Below are 21,429 nucleotides of genomic sequence, written 5' to 3' on the forward strand. Positions count from 1 at the left end.
TTCCCCGGCCGTGACCGTTGGCAGTAAGCGTGAACCCACGCGGCGATTGAGTCAAGATGCCGCGCGGCGGTCCCGCCGGTTGGCGCAGCGTCGAAGCGGGACAGCGCAGGGTGACCGATCCTGGCGCCGCCGAGGTTACCGCCGGGTACCCGGGGATCTCGGCGCAGGTCGGCCCGGCCGAGGCGCAGGTCGGCAGCTCCCGAGCGGCCGCGACGGTGGATTTCGGCGCGGCGCGGCAGGCGCGGGATGGATCACATTCCGCGAGCGGTCACGCGCGGGGAGTCAGGGCGGAGCAGGGGAACTTCGGGCAGCTCGAACCCGGATTCCGGGTCCCCCGGGCAGGGGTTGCGCGCGGCGGGAGACGGCGGTTGGCAGCGGCGCGGTCCCGGTGATCAACTGGGCGGGGCCGAACTCCCGGAGGTGCGCACGATGCCGGAACCCAAGCCGGAACCCAACGCCTCGCTTCCCGAGCTGGTCCTGCGCAGGCTGGCGATCAGCGAGCAGGTCGCCGCCGCGAAGTTCGGGGCCGGGCGGCCGGTCGACGATCCCGTCCGGGAGCAGCGGGAGCTGGCTCGAGTCCGGGCGCTGGCCCGCGAAATCGGCCTCAACCCGGACCTCGCCGCGAGAGTGCTCGCCGACCAGATCGCCGCCAGCAAGCAAGTCCAGCAGAGCCTCTATGCGCACTGGACCGAGCATCCCGGCGACCGCCCGACCGGCGGACCCGACCTGTCCGTGCTGCGCGCCGAGCTGGACGGCCTCACAGTCGCTCTGCTGGACCGGCTGGCCGCGACCGGCCCGGAACCCCTCGCGCCGCCCGAAACGCCGGACGAGCTGAAGCAGGAGCCGCTCCGGACGGCTTTCCGGACTCTGACACGACAACGGCCCGCCCCCGGAGCTTCCGGGAACGGGCCGTGACGTCTGCCTAGGACTGTCTTACTTGGACGGCGGGGCTGAGGCGGGCACCGACGGCGCGGGCGCACCGGCGGCCGGTCCGGCGGCCTTGTAGGTGTCCATGTCGGTGATCTTCCAGGTGTCGCCCTGCAGCTGGGCGTCCACGTGCATCTGCGCCGTGCCTGCGGCGGTCTGCTTGGTGTCCGCGCGCGTCGACGTCTGGTCGATGAACAGCATCACCCTGGCGAGATCGCCGTTCAGCCGGATCACCGCGCTGCGGGTGACCTTGCAGGTCACGACCACCTTCTGCTGCGGCGCGAGCTTCTTGACCTGGCCCATCAGCGCGTTGTAGCTCGTCTTGACCTGGTCGGTCGCGAGCAGCTGGTTGGCCGCGTCCTCGGTCTTCTTGATGTTGTTGAAGTCGTAGGAGAACAGCGTCTCGATCGACTTCGAGACCTGGTCCTTCACCTGCGCGGTCTTCGCCACGTCGAGCACCGCGCGGTTGCTCGTCGAATCGGCCGCGTCGGAGCCCTTGACCTGGAAGATGACCGCCGCGGCGACCAGCGCGAGGCCGACCACCAGCAGCAGCGCGACCCGCACGGTATTGCGGCTGACGACGGACCGCTGAGCTGGGATCTCAGCGTCGTCGTCGGCCCGTGCCTTGGCCTCGGCTTCCTCGACGTCCGAGGGCTTCGCCGAACCGGTGTCCCGCGTCTTCCTCCGCGGGCTCGGCCGGGCCGGTTCAGCGTCTTCCGTGTCTTCTTCGTCGACCGTTTCGCCGGTGAGCGCGTCGACCTCTTCGGCCGGAGCGTCCTTGCTGGGCCCGGAAACCTCGGCTTCCGGCTCAGCGGCTTCAACGACGTCTTCCTCGACCGCAGGCTCAGTCTCGGGCTCAGTCTCGGCCGGGCGCACCAGCCCGCCGCGGGGAATCCGCAGCTCCTGGGTCACCTCGGCCGGATCCGCGTCGGGAAGCGGCCGCGGCCGGGGGCGCGGCTTGGGCGAAGCCGCCGGCGCCGCCGGGTCCGACGGCTTGCGCAGCCCGGCGACCTTCGGCCTGCGGGCCGGTGGCGTGCTGCTGCTGCGCGGTGGCTGGCGACGGGAGGGGGGCACTGCGGAACTCCGATCTGCGGGTGAAGCTACTGGCCGGCGGCGACGAGCGGCACTTGGTCGATCCCGGACAGCTTCCACTTGCCGTCGACCCGGGTCATCTGGACCTCGAGCCGCAGCGCCTTGGTGGCGTTCTTGCCGCCTGCCGAGGTGTCCGTGCTGATCGCGGCCAGGAAGCTGGCCTTGCCGTCGTGGTCGTTGAGCTCCTCGACCGCGATGTCCTGGATCGTGGTGGTGACCTTGACCTTCTGGTCGGTCAGCGCCTTCGAGTAGTTCGGCTGGGCCTGCGCGATCTGCTTCGCCATGTCGTCGCTGGAGACGTCCTTCTGCTTGGCGAAGTAGTCGTCGAGATGCTGGTAGTCGACCTGGGTGTAGGCCAGCACCGCGGCGGAACCGTCCTTGAGCACGTCGTCGCGCGCCGAAGCCAGATCCCGGTCGCCGTCCATCTCCGCGACCAGCCACATGATCCCGAACACGATCGCCACCACCAGCGCGGCGAGGGCGAACGCCCCGGACCCGAGCAGCCAGACGCGCGGCGATCCGGGAAGCGTCCACTTTTCCTGCGCCGCACCGGCCGAAGCCGGTTCGGGCGTATCAGCGGTCACCTCTTCCTCGGCGACCGCGTGCTCGGCACTCATAACACTCCAGAGTAGGTAACAGTCATCAAATCCCGGTCAGCCGAGCCCCAGCAGGGAGCCCATGCTGTTCAGGGACACCCCGGGACTGCCGACCACGCCCGGCACCTGCGCGTCGCGCTGCTCCTGCAGCTGCTGCGCGGGCCGGTTCTGGTTGGCCGCGATGTCCTGCTGCGAGGGCTGCACCGGCACGCCGTTGTACGGCGCGTTCTGAGAGCCCCGGACGTTGATCGGACTGCCCTTCGGCTCAGCACAGTAGGCCTTGTCGGCCTCCGGCCGGTACGAGGTGTCCGAACCGGGCCGGTACTGGCTGTAGGGCAGATAGCCCTTCGTGCACGACGGCGGGTTGAACAGGTTCAGCACCAGGCCGAGGTGCGCGGTCCCGTCGCCGGGGGCCACCGACGGCGCGGCGGCCGCCAGCGCCGGATAGGTCACCAGGCCCTGTTCGAGGCCGTCCAGCCGGGTCACGGTCAGGTTGGCCGTCGTCAGCAGGTTCGCGGTCAGCGCGCCGAGGCCGGGCCCGGTCTCCTTGACCACCTGGCTGATCTGAGTCGCCACCTGCGGGGTGACGCCGATCAGCTTGCGCAGGTCGCCGTCGGAGTTCTTGAGCGTCCCGCTGAGCTGGTTGAGGCTCTTGGAGAAGGACGCGAAGTTCGACGCCTCGTCGTTCTGCGTGTCCAGCACCTTGCCGCCGGCCTGCAGCAGCTGCACGGTCTGCGGCAGGTACTGCTGCGCGGTGGTGGTGAAGCTGCGCGCGGTGTCCATCAGTTTCTGCAGGTCGCCGCCGGTGCCGCGGAAGGCGTCGTAGGACTCGTCGACGACCTTGCGCAGCGCGTCGGTGGGCACCGAGGCAGACAGCGAGTCGAGGTCGCCGAGCAGCCGGTCGGTGCTGACCGGGGTGCTCGTGCGCGCGGCCGGGATCACCGAACCGCCCGCGAGGTAGGGGCCCTGGTCGTTCTTCGGCCGCAGGTCGACGTATTGCTCGCCGACCGCGGACCGGTTGGCGATCACCGCGTCGAGGTCGGACGGCACGCGCGGGGCCGACGGGTCGATGTTCAGGTCGGCTTCGAGCCCGGTCTGGGTCAGCCGCAGCTGCCCGACCCGGCCGACGTTGAAGCCGCGGTAGGTCACCTCGGCGTTCGTGAAGATCCCGCCGGATTCGTTGAGCTGCAGCTTCACCGTGTACCCGCTGCTGCCGAACACGGTGCCGAGGCCGGCGAAGCGGATCAGCGCGTACACGATGGCCACGACCGAGATGATCGCGAACAGCACCAGCTGGATTTTCGTCCTGCGCAGCAACATCAGCCAGCACCTCCGGAAAGCACCCCGAACAGGCCGGACAACCCGCCTTGCGACGGCTGCCCGCCGCCCTGGCCGCCGGTCGAGGACGGAGCCTGCTGCTGCGGCGCGGGCTGGCTGCCCGGGAACGACAGCGGCGGCGGCTGGTTCGACGGCGTGCCCTCGACGCCGCCGGTCAGCCCGGGAACCGGGAGCAAGCCGTTCAGCCCGTTCTGCCTGCTGCGGCCGAGGTTGTCGATGACGTTCTTCAGGTTCAGGTCGACCTTCGCGAACAGGTTGAAGTAGTCGCCCTTGACGTCGTTGTAGGCCTGGTCGGTGAACGGATAGGTCAGCAGGATCTCCAGCGCCTTCGGCAGATCGCTGCCCGCCTCGCCGAGCTTCTGCAGCGTCGGCGTGAGCGCCTTCAGGTCGGCCACCAGGTCCGCCTTGCTCTTGTTCACCGTGTCGGTCGCGACGCCGGAGAGGTTGTTGAGCGCGTTCAGCATGGTCACCAGCTGGCCGCGCTGCTGCTCCAGCACCCCGAGCCCGGGCCCGAGGTTGTCGACGGCGCCGACCAGCTTGTCCTTCTGGTCCCGCAGGGTCATGGACAGCCGGTTCAGCCCGTCGAGCGCGCGGGTGATGTTGGCCGACTGGTTGTCGAGGTTGGTGACCAGCTCGTTCGCGTTGGACAGCAGCGCCTTGATGTCCGGCTCGCGGCCGGCGGTGGCGTTGTTGAGCTCCTTGGTGATCGTGTTGAGCTGCTCCACGCCGCCGCCGTTGAGCAGCAGGGACAGCGCGCCGAGCACCTCCTCGACCTGGACGTCGCGGCCGGTGCGCGCGAGCGGGATGGTCGCCCCGTTCGCCAGCTGCCCGGTCGCCTCGGTGCCGCCGGGCGAGGCCAGCTCCACGTACTTCTCGCCGAGCAGGCTCGACTGCTTCACGTTGGCCATCGCGTTGGCGGGCAGCTTGACGTCGCCGTTGACCTCGACGGTCACCTCGGCATGCCAGCCGTCCGGCGTCAGCCCGATCTCCTTGACCTGCCCGACCGGCACCTCGTTGACCTTCACCCCGGACTGCGGGACGAGGTCGAGCACGTCCTTGAACTGGATCTTCAGCGTGTACGGGTGGCTGCCGAGGTCGGCCCCGCCGGGAAGCGGGACGTCGTAGACGCCGTTGAACGCGCAGCCGCTCAGCACGAGCGCGGTCACCGTGGTGAGCGCCCCGCCCGCGGCGAACTTCGTCAGTCGCTTCACGTCAGCTCCCCTGCGTCCCGTAGACCTGGCCCTGCAGCGGGAGCGGCAGCGGCGGCAGCTGGCCGTTCTGCATCGCCTGGAGCACCTGCGCGGTGGACGGCAGCGGAACCACGCCGTCGACCACCTTCGCGATGCCGTCGCAGGCGTTGCCGAGCAGCTGCTTGGTCACCGAGGTCTGCTTGAGCAGGCTGCAGATCATCACCAGCGGCGGCTGGGTCAGCTCGTTGAGGTTCGGCCGCGCGTCGAGCGTGCCGGACGAGCCGTTGTAGACGCCGACGATGTTGGACAGCGCGACCGGCGCGACGTCGAGGATCTCGGCGAGCGAGCTGCGCTGGTCCACCAGCACCTTGGTCACGCTGGCCAGTTTGTCCACATTGGACTTCAACCGGCCGCGGTTGCGTTCGATGAAGCCCTGCACCGACTGCAGCGTGGTGCCGAGCTGCTGCACGGTCTGGGCGAGATTGTCCTTCTCCCCGGCCAGGAATCCGCTCACGTCGGCGAGCTGGCTCTCGAACTGGCGCACCTGGCCGTCGCTGTTGGCGAGCGACTGGGAGAATTTGCCGAGGTTCTGCACCGTCTGGAAGAGGTCGTCCTTGTTGCCCGCCAGCGTGCCGGAGGCCTGCCCGAGCTTGGTGATCGTGTCGTGCAGCGCCTTGCCGTTGCCGTCGAGGTTGTTCGCCGCGGTGTTCAGCAGGTCCGAGAGCGAGCCGTTCTTGTTGGCCCCGTTGGGTCCCAGCGTCTCGCTGACCTTGGCGAGGCTGGCGGCGAGCTGGTCGACCTCCAGCGGCACCTCGGTGCGCTCGAGGCCGATCGTCGCGCCGTCGGAGATCCGCGGGCCGCCGGTGTAGGCCGGGGCGAGCTGGATGTAGCGGTCGCTGACCAGCGACGGCGACACGATCAGCGCCTTCGCGTCGGCGGGCACCGCGACCGAGCGGTCGTATTCGAGCTCGACCCGGACCTGGTTGCCCATCGGCTGGATCTTGGTCACCGTGCCCATGTCCACGCCGAGCATCCGGACGCTGTTGCCCTCGTAGAGGCCGACGGCGCCGGCGAAGTACGCGGTCAGGTGGTTGCGGCCGGCGTCCTTGAGGGTCCACCAGAGCGCGCCCGCGACCACGAGCGCGAGCACGATCGCGATCGTGAAGCCGCGGGTGAGCGACTGGCCGAAGCGGGTGTCGGTCATTTGGAGTTGCACCCCTCCGGATTGAGCGGGCCGACCGAGGGAAGCACCAGGCCGCAGATGTAGTTGTCGAACCAGTGCCCGGTGCCGATCGTGTTGTTGAAGACCCGGATGAACGGGGCGAACTTCTGGATCCCCTGCGCCAGCGAGTCCTGGTTGCGCTGCAGCATCGACGTGAGCTGGTCGAGCTGGGTGAGCACCGGGTTCAGCTGGCCGTCGTTGTCGTCGACCAGGCCCTGCAACTGCGTCGACAGCTGCTTCGACCCCTCCAGCAGCGTCTTGATCGCCTGCTCGCGCTTGCCGATCTCATCCAGCAGCTGGTTGCCGTCGGTGATCAGCTTCTGCACCTCGGCGTCGCGGTCGACCAGCGTCTGCGACACCTGGCGCGTGTTGGCCAGCAGGTTCGCCAGCTGCGAATCGCGCTTGGCGATCGTGTCCGACAGCTTCGACAGCCCGGACAGCGCGCCCTTCACGTCCTGCGGGGTGTTCGAGAACGTCTGGGTGATCGCCTCGAAGCTCTTCGACAGCTGGTTCGTGTCGATCGCGTCGACCGTCTGCGACAGGCCGCGGAACGCGTCGAGCACGTCGTACGGCGACATCGTGCGGTCGCGCGGGATCGGGGAACCGGGGTCGAGGTTGCCGTTGCCCTGCGGGTCGAGCGCGAGGTACTTCTGGCCGAGCAGCGTCTTGATCTTGATCGCCGCCGTGGTCTTGTCGCCCATCCAGGCGTCCTTGACCTTGAACGACACCTTGACCGACGCGCCGTCCAGCTTGATATCGGACACCTTGCCGACCTTCACGCCGGCGATCCGCACGTCGTTGTCCTTCTGCAGCCCGGCCGCTTCGGAGAAGTCCGCGCTGTAGGTGGTGCCGCCGCCGATCACCGGCAGGTCCTCGGAGTTCATCGCGGCGACGAGGCCGAGCGCCATGACCGCGATGCCGACCAGCGCGATCGGGATCGGGTTGCGTTTCTGGAAGGACTTCATCCCTTGCACCTGTCCCGGTTCGTCGGCAAGAGCGTGAAGTTCGTGTTCGGCAGCAGCGGCGGCGCGCCGACCGTTCCCGTCATCTCGCACGCGTAGAAGTTGAACCACGAGCCGTAGTCGGCGGTGCGGGTGAGCGCGCTGACCTTCTTCGGCATGAACTGGATGAAGTGCTCGACGAGCGGTTCGTTCTGGTTCAGGTTCGTGGTGAGCTTGCCCAGCGCCGCGATGTCGTCCTTCAGCGGAGCCCGCGCGTCGGTCAGCAGCCCGGCGGTCGTGGTGGCCAGGTTGCCCAGCCCGTCGATCGCGTCGCCGATCGGCTTGCGGTCCGCGGCGAGGCCGGACACCAGCTGCTGCAGCTTCACGATCAGGTCGTTGAGCTGCGGGGTGTGCTGGTTGACCGTGTCGAGGACCGAGTTGAGGTTGTCGATGACCTCGCCGATCACCTGGTCCTTGTTCGCGATCGTGGTGGCCAGCGAGGCGGTGTGCGACAGCAGGCTCTGCACCGTGCCGCCCTCGCCCTGCAGGACCTGGATGACCTCGTAGGACAGCTTGTTCACGTCGGCCGGGTTCAGCGCGGTGAACAGCGGCTTGAAGCCGTTGAACAGCTCGGTCAGGTCCAGCGCGGGCGTGGTGCGCTCGAGCGGGATGGAATCGCCCGGCTTGAGCGTCGCGCCGCTCGTGTCGTCTCCCTCGCCGAGCGAGACGTAGCGCTGGCCGACCAGGTTGCGGAACTTGATCTGCGCGGTGACGCCCGCCGGAAGCTTGCGTCCCGAGTCGACCTCGAAGTCCACCTGCGCCTGGCGCTTGTCGACGATCTTCACGTCCTTGACCTGGCCGACGCGGACGCCCGCGATGCGCACGTCGTCGTTCGGCAGCAGGAGCGTGGCGTCGGTGAACCGCGCGGAGTAGGCGCTGGTGCTGGTGGTGTTGATGTTCGCGATGCTGATGCCGAGCACGGTCGTGAACAGGACCGTGACGACCACGAAGATCGACAGCTTGATCAGCGGTGCGGCGAGTCCCCTCACTTGACCGTCACCTCCGTGCCCCGGTAGAGCGGGCCGACGAGCAGCGAACCCCAGCCGGGGAACTGGCTTTGCGACATCCCCATCTCCGGGCTGACCAGAGCGGCGAGGAAGTTGTTCTCAGCCGCGGTGTTGACCGGGTTGCCTCCGGCGGCCCCGCCGCCGTTGATGCCCACAGCGTCTCCCTTGAAGTTGGCCGGGTTGAGGCCCTCGCCGACGGTCTTCGGAGCCGCGCCCTGTTTGGTGCCGTCCTTGAACGGACCGTCCGGCGGCTGCTGCGGGAACGGGTCCGGCGCGGGGTTGAGGTCGTAGCAGCGCGGACCGCGCTTGTCCTCGAACCTCGGCTCCTCGCCCGGCTTGTACGGCCCGCGGTTCACCACGATCTCGATGGTGGCGTTCAGACCGGGTTTGCCGTTGTACTTGCCCAGCGCCGCGTCCGCGGCCGGGACGACCTTCGCCATCTGCTTCATCACGCACGGGTATTCCGGCGAGTACTTGGCGAGCAGTTCGGCGGTCGGCCGCGCGGTGCTGGCGAGGCTGATGAGGTTCTGCGAGTTCGCCTCCAGGAACGACTGCAGGTCCTGCGACGCCGTGGTGAGGTTGCCGTACAGGCTCGACAGGTTCCCCTGCTCGGCCACCACGGTGCGGGTGGTCGTGCTCAGGTTGTCCAGGCTCTGCACCAGATCCGGCGTCGCGTTGCTCAGGTGGCCGGAGAACTCCGCGAGCGCCTGCAGGTTGTGCTGCAGTTCCGGCTCGTGCGGGTTCAGGTCGCCGATGTACTGGCCGAGCTGCGAAAGCGTCTCGCCGAGCGGTTTGCCGCGGCCCTGCAGCGCGGTCGAGATCGCGGTGAGCGTGCTGGAGAGCTTCTGCGGCTGCACCGCCTGCAGCACCGGCATCAGGTGTTCGAGCGCCTGGTCCAGTTCGACCGCGCCGGAAGTGCGGTCCTGGGTGATCACGTCGCCCTGGGAAAGCGTCTTGCTCGAAGGGTCCCGCGGAATCTGCAGCGACACATAGCGTTCGCCGAACAACGTCTTGGGAAGGAATCGCGCGGACACGTTCTCCGGAATCAGCTTCACCGACTCCGGATCCATCGCCAGTGTCAGTTCCGCGCCGTTCTCGGTGGCCTTGATGTCCTGCACCGAACCGACGATCAAACCGCGGACCTTCACGTCCGACTGCTTGAGCAGCTGGTTGCCGATGTGGCCCGCGTCGAGCTTCACGGTGACGAACTTGCTGAACGCCTTGTCGTACAGCGCGATGCTGAGCGCGATCCCGCCGACGAGCACCGCCACCAGCAGCAGGCCGAGCAACCTGCGCCGTAGTGTGGTCATCCCGCAATCCTCACCGTGACGTCGGTTCCCCAAATCGCGAAACCGATAAAGAAATTCACGACCGAAACCGTGACGATGGAAAGCCGCACCGCGCGGCCGACGGCCACGCCCACCCCGGCCGGGCCGCCGGTGGCCCGGTACCCGAAGTAGCAGTGCGAAAGAATGATCAAAACGCTGAAGATCAGCACCTTGATGAACGAATAGAGCACGTCTTGCGGTGGTAGGAACAGGTCGAAGTAATGGTCGTAGGTACCCGCGGATTGTCCGTAGATATAGATAACGACCAGTCGCGAGGCGAGGTACGAGCTCAGCAAGCCGATCACGTACAGCGGGATCACGGCCACGAACCCGGCGATGATCCGCGTCGTCACCAGGTACGGAAGGCTCGGCACGCCCATGACCTCGAGCGCGTCGATCTCCTCGGAGATCCGCATCGCGCCGAGCTGCGCGGTGAAGCCCGCGCCGACCGTCGCCGACAGCGCCAGCCCCGCCACCAGCGGCGCGATCTCGCGGGTGTTGAAGAACGCGGTGAGGAAGCCGGTGAAGGCCGAGGTGCCGATCGAGTTCAGCGCCGAGTAGCCCTGGAGGCCGACGAGGACACCGGTGAACAGCGTCAGGCCGACCATCACGCCGACCGTGCCGCCGATGACCGCGAGCGAGCCGGAGCCGAAGCTCACCTCGGCCAGCAGCCGCAGCACTTCCTTGGTGTAGCGGCGCAGCGTGCGCGGCGTCCACAGCAGAGCCCGGCCGTAGAACGACATCTGGTCGCCGAGCGTGTCCAGGGTCTCCAGCGGGCGGTTGGCGATCCGCTTCGCCCCCGAGAGGAACGTCATGGTCAGTCCAGCTTTCCGGGCACGAGCTGCAGGTAGATCAGCGTGATCACGAAGTTCACCACGAACAGCAGCAGGAACGTGATGACCACCGACTGGTTCACCGCGTCGCCGACGCCCTTCGGGCCGCCGCTCGGGTGCAGGCCGCGATAAGCCGCCACGACCGCGGCGATGAAGCCGAAGATCAGCGCCTTGATCTCGCCGACCCAGAGGTCGGGCAGCTGCGCGAGCGCGGAGAAGCTGGACAGGTACGCGCCCGGGGTGCCGCCCTGGAGCACGACGTTGAAGAAGTAGCCGCCGAGCACGCCGATGACGCTGACCATGCCGTTGAGCAGAAGCGCGACGAGCATCATGGCGAGCGTGCGGGGCACGATCAGGCGCTGGACCGCGGAGACGCCCAGCACCTCCATCGCGTCGATCTCCTCGCGGATGGTCCGCGCGCCGATATCAGCGCAGACCGCGCTGCCGCCCGCGCCGGCCACCAGCAGCGCGGTGACCAGCGGGCTGGCCTGCTGCACGGTCGCCAGCACCGACCCGGCACCGGTGTAGGACTGCGCGCCGAGCTGGCGGGCGAGCGCGCCGAACTGCAGCGAGATGACCGCGCCGAACGGGATCGCGACGAGCGCGGTCGGCAGGATCGTCACGCTCGCGACGAACCAGGCCTGCTGGATGAACTCGCGGAACTGGAACGGGCGCTGGAAAATGCCGCGGATGATGTCGAGGCCGAGCGCGAACAGGTTCCCGGTCTCCCGCAGCATTCCGTAGCCGGGGATCTTGGCCGAGGTGGTGGTCACGCGCCACCCTGCCCGTGCCGGGGCGACCGGCGGTCCGCGCCCGGAATGCGCGCGACCTGGTCGGCGGGAAGCTGTCCCTGGTGCTGGTTCGGCACCGGACCCGGTGCGCTGACCGGAGGCAGCTGCTGAGTCTCTTCGGGCCCCGCCTGGTGATGGAACGCGCCAGGGTTGGGCCGCACGTTGTAATACCGCTGCTGCTCGGGGGTGAGGGATTCGATGATCCCCTCCTGCGCCGCCGCCGGGAGCGTGTGCAGGATCCGCATGACGCGGTCCATCCGGCGCTTGGCCCCGCCGCGCTCCGGCACGCCCGGGCTGACCTGCATCTGCGGCACGACGCCGCGCACGTCCTCGTTGAGCACGTCGCCGTGGCCCGCCTCGGCCTCGGCCTGCTCGCGGGCCATCTGGGCGCTGTCCTTCTCCTCGGACATGCCGATCGGACCGAGCTTGCGGCCGTTGAGGAACTGCTCGACCACCGGTTCGTCGCTGGTCAGCAGCACCTCGCGCGGGCCGAACATGACGAGTTCCTTGCGGAACAGCATGCCGAGGTTGTCCGGCACCGTGCGGGCGAGGTTGATGTTGTGCGACACGATCAGGAACGTCGCGTCGATCTGGGCGTTGACGTCCAGGAAGAGCTGCGAGATGTAGGTCGTGCGGACCGGGTCGAGGCCCGAGTCCGGCTCGTCGACCAGGATGATCTCCGGGTCGAGCACGAGGGCGCGGGCGAGGCCGGCGCGCTTGCGCATACCGCCGGAGATCTCGCCGGGGAGCTTCTTGTCCGCACCGGCCAGACCGGTGATCTCCAGCTTGTCGAGGACGATCCGGCGGATCTCGGTCTCGGACTTCTTCGTGTGCTCCCGCAGCGGGAAGGCCACGTTGTCGAAGAGGTTCATCGAGCCGAACAGCGCGCCGTCCTGGAACAGGACGCCGAAGAGCTTCCGGATCTCGTACAGCTTGTGCTCGGAGCAGGTGACGATGTCGACGCCGTTGATGACGCACCGTCCGCGGTCCGGCTTGAGCAGGCCGATCATCGACTTCAGGAACACGGACTTGCCGGTTCCGGACGGGCCGAGCATCGCCGAGACCTCGCCGGGAGGCAGGGTCAGCGTCACGTCCCGCCAGATGGTCTGCTTTCCGAAGGACTTCGTCAGACCTTCGATGACCACCTCGGCACCCATCGCACCTCCAGGAGCTGTTCCGCGTCGTCGCGCACCGCCGCCCCGTCACCGCTGGCGGCGGCGGAGCTCGCGCGGCGAACTCCGCTTCAACCAGGTGCAACGAGCTGAGCGCGAACAGGTTACTCACCAGTTTTGTTCTCTGGCCAGCCCCCGTGCACACCTCACGCGACGGGGATCCAGTACGGCGACCGCTGGCAGCACGGTAGTGCACGTCACGTTCGGGCGCAGATCCAGATGGCCGACCAGCACTCACCCTGACGGGTTAACCGGCGGAAACCCGGCAAACAGGGGGTGACCCGGACCCGTCGGGTGAACGGTTTGTTCGCCTGAACGAGGGCACTCGCAATCCGGTTCGACGACTGTGCGTCTTTTTGGCGCGGACAGCAAAAGGGGCGGGCACCCGTGTCGGGTGTCCGCCCCTTTCGAAGTGGTGCAGGCGCTCACGCGCCCGGGATCACTTGATGGAGATCTTGGCGCCAGCGGCCTCGAGCTTCTCCTTGGCGGCCTCGGCGGCCTCCTTGTCGACCTTCTCCAGGAGCGCCTTCGGAGCGGCCTCGACCAGCTCCTTGGCCTCCTTCAGGCCCAGACCGGAGACGACCTCGCGGACGACCTTGATGACCTGGATCTTCTTGTCGCCGGCCGAGTCGAGGATGACGTCGAACTCGTCCTGCTCCGCGGCGGCCTCGGCCGGGGCGGCGCCCGGGGCGGCCGCGACAACGGCGGCCGGGGCGGCGGCGGTGACGTCGAAGACCTCTTCGAACTCCTTCACGAAGTCCGACAGCTCGAGGAGGGTCAGCTCCTTGAAGGCGTCGATCAGCTCGGCGGTGCTCAGCTTCGCCATGATGGCTTCCTCTCAGAAAAACGAACTAAAACGTTCGGGGTGGGGTGGTTCAGCTCTCGGCGGGTGCTTCGGCTGCTTCGGTACCGGTGGCGTTGCGCTGCTTCTCCTCCAGCGCGGCAGCCAGGCGGGCAACCTGGGACGCCGGCGCCTGGAACAGCGCCGCGGCCTGGGAAAGCTTCGCCTTGAACGCGCCCGCCGCCTTGGAGAGCAGCACCTCACGGCTGTCGAGATCAGCGATCTTGGAGATCTCGTCCACGGACAGCGCGCGGCCGTCCATGTAGCCGCCCTTGATGACAAGCGCGTTGTTGTCCTTCGCGAAGTCGCGAAGTGCCTTCGCGGCGTCGACTGCCTCGCCCTGCACGAAGGCGATCGCGGTCGGGCCGACGAACAGGTCCTCGACGCCCTCGAGACCAGCGTCCTCAGCGGCACGCTTGACGAGGGTGTTCTTCGCGACCCGGTACTTGGCACTGGTGCCGAGAGCGCGGCGCAGCTGGGACAGCTGAGTCACGGAGAGGCCGGTGTACTGGGTAACGACGGTGGCCGAGCTGCTGCGGAAGCTCTCCGCGATCTCGGCGACGGCCGCCACCTTGTCGGGCTTCGCCATGGTCGCCTCCTCTCTTGGCTAGTGTCACCACTGGCGTGGGTGGAGGCGCCCCTGAACGACAAAAACGCCCACGCGCAGCAGACGCGGGGCGTTGCCCGGTCTCGCGACCGGGGTAAAAGCCTCGTTCCTCCTGCGCAGGCCGTCCGCCGTACTGCGGAACCTTCGTTCCCCGGGAATCCGGAGAAAACCAGCGGTCTTTGGTAGAACCGTCGACCAGCATACGGGAGGGGTCCCGGACGCTCGCGGGCACCCCCTGGCTGAGCTGCGAGAACCGGGGCAGTCTCGGGAAATCGCGGCGGAGCGGGCATCATTGGTGACGTGGCGGAACAGCGTGATCACGGAAAGCCGGAAGACGGTCCGGGCGGATCCTCGGCGCAGCCGCCCGCGCTTCCGCAGCCTGGCGGGGCCGAGGTCGCGCCGCGGACGCCCGCCCAGCCAGCCGCGAGCGAGCCGCAGCCTGCCGCGCCGAATCTCCCGCAGCCGAGCGGTTCGGGCGAGCCGCAGCTGGATCCCGAGCAACTGCGGCAGTTCCAGGAATTCCAGCGATTCCAGGAGTATCTGCGGTTCACCCAGTCCCAGCAGGGCACCGAACCGGCTCCGCAACCGGATGCGGGCCTGGTCCCGGCGGGCAACCGTCAGCCGCAGCCGCTCGCCGGTGGTCACCCGCCAGCGCCGCCGAACCAGCCGGGCGCGCTGACCGCGTACGAGGAACCGCCGCGCAACCGCCGCCCGGTGCCGCGCTGGGTGAAGCGGCTCGGCGGGAAAATCCTGGGCTGGGTGATCGCCCTGGTCATCCTGGGCATCCTGATCAACTGGGGATACCACCAGATCTTCCCCAGCAACGACGGCAAAACCTCAGCCCAGATCGCCGCCGAGGGCGGCGGGACCTATCACACGAACCAGATCCTCACGACCGCCTCGCCGTACGAATCGGTCCGCCGCGTCTACGACGGCATCGCGCAGCACGGTCCCGGACAGAAGAGCATGGTCGACCACGTCTGCGGCCTCTTCGACCAGGCCACGCAGCTGAAGTTCGCGACCGATCTCGGCTTCACCGACTGCGCCAACGCGGTCCAAGGCCTGCACGACCGGCTCGACCGCGCGCCCGGTTCGATCGACGCCTACGCCGAGTCGATCTCGAAGCGTTCCGGCTGGCCGCCGGGCGAGGACGTGACGGTCAGGTCGTGCGACTTCCCCATCACCGGCGGTCCGCCGCTCGGGGACTTCACCGTCAAGCAGGTCGAAAAAGGACAGTGGCTGATCGTCGGGCACCAACGCGGACCGGACAAATGCGCGCCGCCGACGGCGACCTCTACCCCAGGCTGACCGTCAGGCAGGCGAGCTGATCGGCAACCGGGTCTCCCCCGTGTCCGAGTACGCGAAGAAATCCACCAACGACGCCGCGAAAGCCGGGTGTGCCACCGCTTCCATGTGGTTCCCCGGAACCCGCACCAGCCGCGCGCCCGCGATTCCCGCCGCGAGGCGTTCCGGCTGCGTCGCCAGCTCGTCCGACTCCCCGGCCAGGATCAGCGTCGCCGCCGAGAGGTTCGTCAGCCGCATCGGGCCGTGGGGGGTCGCGTGCATCACCGCGGCCAGCGCTTCGACGTCCGCGCCCGCCCGGCGGGCCAGCCGGCGGAACGGGCGCGCCGCCGAGGGCACCTCTGAGCGGTCTTCGGCCAGCAGTCCCGCCGCGATCTGGCTCCGGTTGACCACCCGGGCGTCCACTCCGCCGAAGTCCACGATCCCCGCCCCGACTCCGCCGACCGCGAGGCAGCGGACCCGCCGGTCACGCGTAGCCACCAGCAGCGAGACGATCGCGCCCATCGAATAGCCCGCCAGGCAGACCTCTTCCAGGCCGAGTTCGTCGAACAGCGCGGTCAGGTCCGCGGCCATGATGTCCTCGCCGTAGGCCGCCGGATCGTGCGGCTTCTCCGACTCGCCGTGCCCGCGCGCGTCCAGCGCGATCACCGTGAAGCCCGCCTTGACCAGCGCGTCCACGACCCCGGGGTTGACCCAGTTGACCTGGGAATCGGCGGCGAAACCGTGGTGCAGCACGACGGGACGCCGGTGCCGTCCGTCGCCCTCCCAGACCGTGTAGCTCAGCTGGAGCCCGTCGGGGGCGAGGAACGTCGTTGGCATATGTCCATGAGACACGAAAAAAGGGTGGTCACGCACGAAGCGTGACCACCCTTTCGCGTGATGTGCGACTCAGACCGCCGCGTCCTCGGTGAGGAGATTGCGGGTCCGCGCCGGGTCGACCGGGATGCCCGGGCCCATCGTGGTGGTGAAGGTGATCTTCTTGACGTAGCGGCCCTTGGCCGACGACGGCTTGGCGCGCAGGATCTCGTCCAGCGCGGCCGCGTAGTTCTCCACCAGCTTCTCGGTGTCGAACGACGCCTTGCCGATCACCAGGTGCAGGTTGGCCTGCTTGTCGACGCGGAAGTTGATCTTGCCGCCCTTGATGTCCTTCACGGCCTTCTCGACCGCGGGGGTCACCGTGCCGGTCTTCGGGTTCGGCATGAGGCCGCGCGGGCCGAGGATGCGGGCGATGCGGCCCACCTTGGCCATCTGGTCCGGCGTCGCGATCGCGGCGTCGAAGTCGAGCCAGCCACCCTGGATGCGCTCGATCAGTTCGTCGGTGCCGACCGCGTCCGCGCCGGCGGCTTCGGCCTCAGCGGCCTTGTCGCCGACGGCGAAAACGATGACGCGGGCGGTCTTACCGGTGCCGTGCGGCAGGTTCACGGTGCCGCGGACCATCTGGTCGGCCTTGCGCGGGTCGACCCCGAGACGCATCGCGACCTCGACGGTCGCGTCCATCTTCGTCTTGGAGGTCTCCTTCGCCAGCTTCACGGCCTCGAGCGGCGCGTAGAGACGCGCCTTGTCGATCAGCTCGCTGGCCTGGCGGTAGGCCTTGCTGTGCTTGGTCATGCTTCTGTCCTTAGCAAGTCAGTGGATCAGTGTGGTTTTGCAGAGCCAGCACTCGGCTCTCCCACTCGTGCTCAACTGCCGCGACTCCGTCGCGGCGGCATTACTCGACCGTGATGCCCATCGAGCGGGCGGTGCCGGCGATGATCTTCGCGGCCTGGTCGATGTCGTGCGCGTTGAGGTCGGTCTCCTTGGTCTTCGCGATCTCGCGGACCTGGTCCCAGGTGACCTTGGCGACCTTGGTCTTGTGCGGCTCGCCGGAGCCCTTCTCCACGCCCGCGGCCTTGAGCAGCAGCTTGGCGGCCGGCGGCGTCTTCAGCTTGAAGTCGAACGACCGGTCTTCGTACACGGAGATCTCGACCGGGACGACGTCCCCGCGCTGCGACTCGGTCGCGGCGTTGTAGGCCTTGCAGAACTCCATGATGTTGACGCCGTGCTGACCCAGCGCCGGGCCGACCGGCGGCGCGGGGTTGGCCGCACCCGCCTTGATCTGCAGCTTGATGATCGCCGCAAGCTTCTTCTTCTTGGGTGGCATTACCTTGTGTCCTTCTTACTGACGTGAGTCCCCCGCACACCTGCCAGTACGCGGGGACTGCCGACCGGGATGGCCCGGCCGTCAGATCTTGGAGACCTGGCTGAACGAGAGCTCGACCGGGGTCTCCCGGCCGAAGATCGACACCAGGACCTTCAGCTTCTGCCCGTCGACGTTGACCTCGGAGATCGTGGCGGGCAGCGTGGCGAACGGGCCGTCCATGACGGTGACCGACTCGCCGACCTCGAAGTCGACCTCGACAGTGGTCCCGCCGGACGTGGCGGCCGAGGCGGACTCGCCGCCCTTGGCTGCCTTGGCCGGGGCTTCCTTCTCGACCTGCGGGGCGAGGAACTTCAGCACCTCGTCCACGGTCAGCGGCGACGGCCGCGAGGTGGCTCCGACGAACCCGGTGACGCCCGGGGTGTTGCGGACCGCGCTCCACGACTGGTCGTTGAGGTCCATCCGGACCAGGATGTAGCCGGGCAGCACCTTGCGCTGCACCTGCTTGCGCTGGCCGTTCTTGATCTCGGTGACCTCTTCGGTCGGAACCTCGATCTGGAAGATGTAGTCCTCGACGTCCAGGGTCTGGGTACGCGTCTCGAGGTTGGTCTTGACCTTGTTCTCGTAACCGGCGTACGAGTGCACGACGTACCACTCGCCCGGCGCGGCCTTGAGCTCGGCGCGCAGCGCGGCGACCGGGTCGTCCGCCTCGGGGGCGGGCTCGGTCACGTCGTCGTCCGATTCCTCGGAGACGTCGGACTCGTCGGTGGCGGCGGCGACCTCGTCCTCGGCGACGGGCACCTCGACGGACTCGGCGGACTCCTCGTCGCCGGGTGCCGTCTGCACCTGCTCGTCGGAAAGCTCGGTCAGGTCGCGACCGGCTTCGGTGCCGTTGTCGGAGGTCACGTTCCGTCCTCTCAGTTGATCGCTTGCCGGGCCGGACCGGGGCCCGGCCAGCGCGGTGGCGCGCCCTTCGGGCGTCAGCCGAAGACCAGCCCGACCAGCTCCTTGAAGCCGAGATCGAGGCCGCTCACGAGGGCCACCATGAACACCACGAACACCAGCACGACCGCGGTGTAGGTGACCATCTGCTTGCGGTTGGGCCAGATGACCTTGCGCAGTTCGGCCCAGACCTCGCGGATGAACCGCGTGAACCGGGCGAACACCGAGGCCTTCTTCGCCTTCCGGTCCCGCTTAGGGGTCGGCGTGCCCTTGGCGTCGGCGGGCTTCGCGACCTTGTCGCCCGCCTTGCCGGACGGACGGGTCGAGCCCGGCCGTGCCTCGGACTTGCCTGCCGGTCGGGCGGAAGCGCGGCGTTCGCGCCGAGCCGCGGCGGACACCGGGCGGGATTCGACTCCGGACTGCTTGCCCGAATCGTCCTGCTCGTGCTCGCCGCTGGCGTCGCTGTCGCTCACGACCACTCCTCCGCTCCACCAGTTCCCATACGCAGGGGTGACAGGACTTGAACCTGCAACCTGCGGTTTTGGAGACCGCTGCTCTGCCAATTGAGCTACACCCCTGTGGAGCCCGGTCACCCTGGCTCCGGAGGACGCATTCCATCGTCCCCACCATCCGGCGGGGATGACCGTAGTGCGTTCCGAGTTCCGAAGTCTACGGCAAGGCGGATGTTGCCTTGCAACCCAGCCCCCTCGACGCCCCCGAGGCCCCCGGAGGCACCCCCTCCAGCCCCACTGACAGCACCCCCCGGAACACGCGGCGAAGATCACCCGATCGTGCCAACATAAGCCCGTGCACCAAAATCCGATTAATCGCGAAGCCGACGGCAGGCCTCACCCACCCGCCGGACCACCCCTCGTCGCGACCACCCCGGATTCCCTGCCAAACAAACGAAATCACCGATTCGCCCCCGCGTTTCCCCCACCAGACAACCAAGACCACCCCACCCCAAGATGATCTTCTTTACCCCACAACCCAACCAGAACCGCGAGATCGCGCCGATTTCTGGACTGAGCGATTCGCTCGGCCCCCAGGCCGAGCGAATCGGGAGGGAAGAAATCGGCTCCCCGGCGATCTCGCCGCCGCGACGAAGTCGCGGCAATCCAACACAGGAGACTCGGTGACTGCTTTACGACTTGGGCTCGCTTTGCCGCAGTACGGCAAGCTCGCCGACCCCTCCGCCATCGCCGGCTTCGCCACCGAGGCGGAGCGCATCGGCTTCGCCTCGCTGTGGGTCGGCGACCGGGTCCTGACCCCGGTCTCCCCCAAGACCTATTACCCGTCCGGAACACCCGAACGGCCGTACCCGCCGGAGTTCGTCCGCTTCGTCGATCCGCTGCTGGCGCTCACCATCGCGGCGAACTCGACGGACACCGCGCGGCTGGGGTCGAGCACCCTCAACGGCCCGCTCTACTCGCCGGTGCTGCTGGCGCGCTCCCTGACGTCGCTGGATCTGCTGTCCGGCGGCAGGCTCGACGTCGGCCTCGGGCTCAGCTGGCTTCGTGACGAGTACACCGCAGCCGGCGTGCCGTGGGAGCACCGCGGCGCGCGGCTGGCCGAGCTGGTCAAGGTGCTGCGGACGCTGTGGACCGCGGACCCCGCCGGGCACCAGAGCGAGCGCTGGGACATCCCGGACTCCCTGATCGGCCTCCGTCCGATGCAGCAGCCCGGCCCGCCGGTGCTGCTGGGCGGGGCGTCGGACGCGGCGCTGCGGCGCGTCGGCCGGATCGCCGACGGCTGGCTGCCGGCCGGGCTCCCGATCCCGATGCTGCGCGAGAAGTGGGCGGTGGTCGTCGAATCCGCGGAGAAGGCGGGGCGGGATCCGGAGTCGCTGCGCCGGGTGCTGCGGATCAACCCGACGCCGGGGTCGAAGGTCGCGACCGTCGAGGAAGTCGCAGCTCAGCTGAAGGCCGCCGAAGCCGACGGCATCACCGAAGCGCTGGTCGATCTGCACTATGTGGCCGAAACCGTCCCGCACGCGCTGGAGCTGGCCGGCGAGCTGCACGGTGCTGTCTTTGCGTGATCACCCGTAAGCGGGTCGTCGGCGCGGGGCGGGACCGGTAGAACGGTCGAGTGGGGGCTAACAAGAGCGGTGGATGCGGGTTGCTCGTCCTCGTTGTCGTGGGGGCGTTGCTGGCCGTCGGCTACTACAAGTCGAAGCACGACTCGTCGACCGCACCGCCGTCCGGCGCGGACACCGGCGGCGGCAGCGGCCGGTACGTCGCACTCGGCGACTCGTATACCTCGGCGCCGCGCACCGGGAAGCAGTCGGGGTCGCCTGCCGGCTGCGCGCGCTCGGACAACAACTATCCGCACCTGGTGTCCGCGAAGCTGAAGCCGGCGAAGTTCGTGGACGTCAGCTGCAGCGGCGCGACGACGGACGACCTGTCCGACACCCAGTCGACGCGCAATGGCTCGAACCCGCCGCAGTTCGATTCGGTCACCGCGGACACGACGCTGGTCACCCTTGGCATCGGCGGCAACGATGTGGGCTTCATCTCACTGGCGCAGACCTGTGTGACCGCCCACGAAAGTGCCTCGCCGTGCAAAGACCGGCTGACCGCGGGCGGCAAGGACCAGCTGTCCGACCGCATCAGCGACACCGCGAAGAAGGTCGGCACCGCGCTCGATCAGATCCACAAGAAGGCCCCTAAGGCGCGGGTGGTGGTCGTCGGCTACCCGACGGTCCTCCCGGATGGCGACGGCTGCTGGCCGGTCCTTCCGCTGGGCTCCGGCGATGTGGCGTATCTGCGGGACGCGCTCGGGAAGCTCAACGACGCCTTGTCCGACCAGGCCAAGTCCCACGACGCCGGTTTCGCGGACACGGCCGAGCCGAGCAAGGGGCATGACGTCTGCGCGAATTCGGATGTGAAGTGGGTCGAGGGGGTGGTCCCGACGTCCTCCGCCGCGGCTTTGCACCCGAATGCGCGGGGCGAGGCCGGGATGGCCGGAGTGGTGGAGTCGGTGCTGGGGGTGCACTGACGCTGCCCCGATCGGCGCGGCGTGCGGCGGGGTCGGCGTCGCGATGCCCGCTGCGTGTGCGCCTCGACTCCTGGGCGAGACAGGCTGCACGGCTTCCGTATCGGCC

Annotated in this window: 22 protein-coding genes and 1 tRNA gene; 4 read left to right on the plus strand and 19 right to left on the minus strand. The window is 68.5% G+C overall.

What is annotated here, in order from left to right; translation table 11 throughout:
* The first annotated feature begins 429 nt into the window (after positions 1 to 429).
* Positions 430 to 915 carry a gamma subclass chorismate mutase AroQ gene (gene aroQ, locus ACZ7OI_RS42580; protein WP_470269786.1) on the plus strand — a complete coding sequence of 162 codons (486 nt, stop codon included), beginning with the start codon at positions 430 to 432 and terminating at the stop codon, positions 913 to 915.
* 18 nt (positions 916 to 933) lie between these two features.
* Here aroQ and ACZ7OI_RS42585 read toward each other — a convergent pair whose 3' ends face one another.
* The 13 genes from ACZ7OI_RS42585 to rplJ form a co-directional block, all read right to left on the minus strand.
* Positions 934 to 2,001, minus strand: a complete 1,068-nt coding sequence (locus ACZ7OI_RS42585) for a hypothetical protein (protein ID WP_470269787.1) — start codon at positions 1,999 to 2,001, stop codon at positions 934 to 936.
* 26 nt (positions 2,002 to 2,027) lie between these two features.
* Positions 2,028 to 2,636, minus strand: a complete 609-nt coding sequence (locus tag ACZ7OI_RS42590) for a hypothetical protein (RefSeq protein WP_344270046.1) — start codon at positions 2,634 to 2,636, stop codon at positions 2,028 to 2,030.
* Positions 2,637 to 2,672: 36 nt separating this feature from the next.
* Positions 2,673 to 3,935 carry an MCE family protein gene (locus ACZ7OI_RS42595; protein ID WP_470269788.1) on the minus strand — a complete coding sequence of 421 codons (1,263 nt, stop codon included), beginning with the start codon at positions 3,933 to 3,935 and terminating at the stop codon, positions 2,673 to 2,675.
* Positions 3,935 to 5,164, minus strand: a complete 1,230-nt coding sequence (locus ACZ7OI_RS42600; protein WP_470269789.1) for an MCE family protein — start codon at positions 5,162 to 5,164, stop codon at positions 3,935 to 3,937. Before ACZ7OI_RS42600 ends, ACZ7OI_RS42595 begins: the two co-directional genes overlap by 1 nt.
* A gap of 1 nt (position 5,165) precedes the next feature.
* Entirely contained in the window at positions 5,166 to 6,347 is a 1,182-nt protein-coding gene (locus tag ACZ7OI_RS42605) for an MCE family protein (protein WP_470269790.1), read from the minus strand.
* Complete coding sequence (locus ACZ7OI_RS42610; protein ID WP_470269791.1) at positions 6,344 to 7,330, minus strand: MCE family protein; 987 nt, start codon at positions 7,328 to 7,330, stop codon at positions 6,344 to 6,346. The genes ACZ7OI_RS42605 and ACZ7OI_RS42610 overlap by 4 nt, the downstream gene beginning before the upstream one ends.
* Positions 7,327 to 8,355, minus strand: a complete 1,029-nt coding sequence (locus ACZ7OI_RS42615) for an MCE family protein (protein WP_470269792.1) — start codon at positions 8,353 to 8,355, stop codon at positions 7,327 to 7,329. The genes ACZ7OI_RS42610 and ACZ7OI_RS42615 overlap by 4 nt, the downstream gene beginning before the upstream one ends.
* The gene (locus ACZ7OI_RS42620; RefSeq protein ID WP_470269793.1) at positions 8,352 to 9,683 is read right to left on the minus strand and encodes an MCE family protein; all 1,332 of its coding nucleotides are present in this window, start codon (positions 9,681 to 9,683) and stop codon (positions 8,352 to 8,354) included. The genes ACZ7OI_RS42615 and ACZ7OI_RS42620 overlap by 4 nt, the downstream gene beginning before the upstream one ends.
* Entirely contained in the window at positions 9,680 to 10,516 is an 837-nt protein-coding gene (locus tag ACZ7OI_RS42625; RefSeq protein WP_470269794.1) for an MlaE family ABC transporter permease, read from the minus strand. The genes ACZ7OI_RS42620 and ACZ7OI_RS42625 overlap by 4 nt, the downstream gene beginning before the upstream one ends.
* 2 nt (positions 10,517 to 10,518) lie before the next feature.
* Positions 10,519 to 11,271 (minus strand): MlaE family ABC transporter permease, encoded by a 753-nt coding sequence (locus tag ACZ7OI_RS42630; protein ID WP_051165981.1) that lies wholly within the window; start codon positions 11,269 to 11,271, stop codon positions 10,519 to 10,521.
* Between the two features lie 32 nt (positions 11,272 to 11,303).
* Entirely contained in the window at positions 11,304 to 12,482 is a 1,179-nt protein-coding gene (locus ACZ7OI_RS42635) for an ABC transporter ATP-binding protein (protein ID WP_470269795.1), read from the minus strand.
* Between the two features lie 454 nt (positions 12,483 to 12,936).
* Positions 12,937 to 13,323: a 50S ribosomal protein L7/L12 gene (gene rplL, locus ACZ7OI_RS42640; protein WP_344270019.1), complete on the minus strand. Its 387-nt coding sequence runs from the start codon at positions 13,321 to 13,323 to the stop codon at positions 12,937 to 12,939.
* Between the two features lie 49 nt (positions 13,324 to 13,372).
* Positions 13,373 to 13,927, minus strand: a complete 555-nt coding sequence (gene rplJ / locus ACZ7OI_RS42645) for a 50S ribosomal protein L10 (RefSeq protein WP_116200926.1) — start codon at positions 13,925 to 13,927, stop codon at positions 13,373 to 13,375.
* 318 nt (positions 13,928 to 14,245) lie between these two features.
* On the opposite strand from rplJ, the gene ACZ7OI_RS42650 reads away from it, so the two are divergent.
* Positions 14,246 to 15,253, plus strand: coding sequence for a hypothetical protein (locus ACZ7OI_RS42650; RefSeq protein ID WP_470269796.1), 1,008 nt, complete (start codon positions 14,246 to 14,248; stop codon positions 15,251 to 15,253).
* A gap of 3 nt (positions 15,254 to 15,256) precedes the next feature.
* On the opposite strand, the gene ACZ7OI_RS42655 is transcribed toward ACZ7OI_RS42650, so the two are convergent.
* The 6 genes from ACZ7OI_RS42655 to ACZ7OI_RS42680 form a co-directional block, all read right to left on the minus strand.
* The gene (locus ACZ7OI_RS42655; protein WP_470232685.1) at positions 15,257 to 16,066 is read right to left on the minus strand and encodes an alpha/beta fold hydrolase; all 810 of its coding nucleotides are present in this window, start codon (positions 16,064 to 16,066) and stop codon (positions 15,257 to 15,259) included.
* A gap of 69 nt (positions 16,067 to 16,135) precedes the next feature.
* A complete protein-coding gene (gene rplA / locus ACZ7OI_RS42660; RefSeq protein WP_370932227.1) occupies positions 16,136 to 16,855 on the minus strand; it encodes a 50S ribosomal protein L1 in 720 nt (239 codons plus the stop codon).
* 100 nt (positions 16,856 to 16,955) lie between these two features.
* The gene (rplK, locus tag ACZ7OI_RS42665; RefSeq protein WP_037360170.1) at positions 16,956 to 17,387 is read right to left on the minus strand and encodes a 50S ribosomal protein L11; all 432 of its coding nucleotides are present in this window, start codon (positions 17,385 to 17,387) and stop codon (positions 16,956 to 16,958) included.
* A gap of 81 nt (positions 17,388 to 17,468) precedes the next feature.
* Positions 17,469 to 18,290: a transcription termination/antitermination protein NusG gene (gene nusG, locus ACZ7OI_RS42670; RefSeq protein WP_470269797.1), complete on the minus strand. Its 822-nt coding sequence runs from the start codon at positions 18,288 to 18,290 to the stop codon at positions 17,469 to 17,471.
* A gap of 74 nt (positions 18,291 to 18,364) precedes the next feature.
* Positions 18,365 to 18,799: a preprotein translocase subunit SecE gene (gene secE, locus ACZ7OI_RS42675; protein ID WP_470269798.1), complete on the minus strand. Its 435-nt coding sequence runs from the start codon at positions 18,797 to 18,799 to the stop codon at positions 18,365 to 18,367.
* 32 nt (positions 18,800 to 18,831) lie between these two features.
* Positions 18,832 to 18,904: transfer RNA gene (locus ACZ7OI_RS42680), tRNA-Trp, on the minus strand.
* A gap of 557 nt (positions 18,905 to 19,461) precedes the next feature.
* On the opposite strand from ACZ7OI_RS42680, the gene ACZ7OI_RS42685 reads away from it, so the two are divergent.
* Both ACZ7OI_RS42685 and ACZ7OI_RS42690 read left to right on the plus strand, forming a co-directional pair.
* The gene (locus tag ACZ7OI_RS42685) at positions 19,462 to 20,364 is read left to right on the plus strand and encodes a TIGR03619 family F420-dependent LLM class oxidoreductase (protein ID WP_470269799.1); all 903 of its coding nucleotides are present in this window, start codon (positions 19,462 to 19,464) and stop codon (positions 20,362 to 20,364) included.
* Between the two features lie 80 nt (positions 20,365 to 20,444).
* Positions 20,445 to 21,323 carry an SGNH/GDSL hydrolase family protein gene (locus ACZ7OI_RS42690; RefSeq protein WP_470269800.1) on the plus strand — a complete coding sequence of 293 codons (879 nt, stop codon included), beginning with the start codon at positions 20,445 to 20,447 and terminating at the stop codon, positions 21,321 to 21,323.
* Positions 21,324 to 21,429 lie beyond the last annotated feature (106 nt).

It is taken from the genome of Amycolatopsis sp. NPDC114503 (genome assembly GCF_055633655.1).

Bases quoted from the DNA above. Each gene is read 5' to 3' on its own strand.
- ACZ7OI_RS42590 (WP_344270046.1), bottom strand. From the start codon at position 2,636: ATGAGTGCCGAGCACGCGGTCGCCGAGGAAGAGGTGACCGCTGATACG.
- rplK (WP_037360170.1), bottom strand. From the start codon at position 17,387: ATGCCACCCAAGAAGAAGAAGCTTGCGGCGATCATCAAGCTGCAGATC.
- aroQ (WP_470269786.1), top strand. From the start codon at position 430: ATGCCGGAACCCAAGCCGGAACCCAACGCCTCGCTTCCCGAGCTGGTC.
- ACZ7OI_RS42630 (WP_051165981.1), bottom strand. From the start codon at position 11,271: ATGCTGCGGGAGACCGGGAACCTGTTCGCGCTCGGCCTCGACATCATC.
- rplJ (WP_116200926.1), bottom strand. From the start codon at position 13,927: ATGGCGAAGCCCGACAAGGTGGCGGCCGTCGCCGAGATCGCGGAGAGC.
- ACZ7OI_RS42620 (WP_470269793.1), bottom strand. From the start codon at position 9,683: ATGACCACACTACGGCGCAGGTTGCTCGGCCTGCTGCTGGTGGCGGTG.
- ACZ7OI_RS42605 (WP_470269790.1), bottom strand. From the start codon at position 6,347: ATGACCGACACCCGCTTCGGCCAGTCGCTCACCCGCGGCTTCACGATC.
- ACZ7OI_RS42610 (WP_470269791.1), bottom strand. From the start codon at position 7,330: ATGAAGTCCTTCCAGAAACGCAACCCGATCCCGATCGCGCTGGTCGGC.
- ACZ7OI_RS42635 (WP_470269795.1), bottom strand. From the start codon at position 12,482: ATGGGTGCCGAGGTGGTCATCGAAGGTCTGACGAAGTCCTTCGGAAAG.
- ACZ7OI_RS42625 (WP_470269794.1), bottom strand. From the start codon at position 10,516: ATGACGTTCCTCTCGGGGGCGAAGCGGATCGCCAACCGCCCGCTGGAG.
- ACZ7OI_RS42655 (WP_470232685.1), bottom strand. From the start codon at position 16,066: ATGCCAACGACGTTCCTCGCCCCCGACGGGCTCCAGCTGAGCTACACG.
- rplA (WP_370932227.1), bottom strand. From the start codon at position 16,855: ATGACCAAGCACAGCAAGGCCTACCGCCAGGCCAGCGAGCTGATCGAC.
- ACZ7OI_RS42595 (WP_470269788.1), bottom strand. From the start codon at position 3,935: ATGTTGCTGCGCAGGACGAAAATCCAGCTGGTGCTGTTCGCGATCATC.
- rplL (WP_344270019.1), bottom strand. From the start codon at position 13,323: ATGGCGAAGCTGAGCACCGCCGAGCTGATCGACGCCTTCAAGGAGCTG.